The sequence below is a fragment of the Manganibacter manganicus genome (assembly GCF_002075885.1).
Classification (GTDB): Bacteria; Pseudomonadota; Alphaproteobacteria; order Rhizobiales; family Rhizobiaceae; genus Mesorhizobium; species Mesorhizobium manganicum.
This window is the reverse complement of the sequence record NZ_MDET01000055.1, coordinates 1-1,133: the sequence shown is the minus strand read 5'-3', so window position 1 is coordinate 1,133 and position 1,133 is coordinate 1. Positions and strand designations below refer to the sequence as shown.

At 63.4% G+C, this 1,133-nt stretch carries 2 protein-coding genes; both read left to right on the top strand.

The annotated features are described in order from the left end of the window. The coding region (locus BFN67_RS20490; RefSeq protein ID WP_425349810.1) for a Mu transposase domain-containing protein at positions 1–781 on the top strand (781 nt) is incomplete at its 5' end. Next, positions 778–1,133 (top strand): ATP-binding protein (locus BFN67_RS20485; protein WP_139789277.1); only part of this gene is annotated, 356 nt, incomplete at its 3' end. The genes BFN67_RS20490 and BFN67_RS20485, both read left to right, overlap by 4 nt.

Here is a 1,133-nt window from a genome sequence, read left to right as displayed (position 1 = left end):
CTATGCGCGCCGCAACTTCATGGTGCCAATCCCGCGGTTTGCGACATGGGAGGCGTTCAACGCCTGGCTGGAAGAGCAATGCCGCAAGCGCCAGCATGACAGGCTGCGCGGCGAGAACGAGACGATCGGCGAACGGCTGCAGCGGGATCTTGCCGCCATGCGTCCATTGCCGGCGGCACCCTTCGATGCCTGCGACCAGGCCAGCGCCCGTGTCACGGCCCAGTCTTTGGTCCGCTACAAGACCAACGACTATTCCGTCCCGGTCGCCTTCGGCCATCAGGACGTTTGGGTTCGCGGCTACGTCGACGTGGTGGTGATCGGCTGCCGCGGCGAGATCATCGCCCGCCATCCGCGGTGCTGGGAACGCGAAGACGTCGTCTTCGATCCGCTGCATTACCTGCCGCTGATTGAGCAGAAGATCAATTCGCTGGATCAGGCTGCCCCTCTCCAGGGTTGGGACCTGCCCGGCGAGTTCGCCACGCTGCGCCGCCTGATGGAGGCGAGGATGAACAAGCACGGCCGGCGCGAGTATGTGCAGGTGCTGCGACTCTTGGAAAGCTTCGAGCTTGGCGATCTGCATGGGGCTGTGAAGCAGGCCCTCCAACTCGGTGCGATCGGCTTCGATGCGGTCAAGCACCTGATCCTGTGCCGGGTGGAGCGTCGGCCACCGAGACTGGACCTGTCCATCTACCCATACCTGCCGAGGGCGAATGTCGAGAAGACCTCGGTCAAGGCCTACATGCATCTGCTCGGTAGCATTGAAGGGGAGGAAGCGGCATGAGCACCGAGGCCCCCGAGATCCTGCTTGCCCATTATCTCAAAACCCTGAAGCTGCCGACCTTCCAGCGCGAATATCAGAAGCTGGCCCGGCTATGCGCCACCGAAGGCGTCGATCATGTCGGATATCTGACCCGGCTTGCCGAGCGGGAGATGATCGAGCGGGACCGCCGCAAGGTCGAGCGCCGCATCAAGGCGGCGAAGTTCCCGGTCGTCAAAAGTCTCGACAGCTTCGACTTCGCCGCCATCCCGAAGCTCAACAAGATGCAGGTGCTGGAACTGGCGCGCTGCGAATGGATCGAGCGCCGCGAGAACGTCATCGCGCTCGGTCCCAGCGGCACGGGCAAGACCCATGT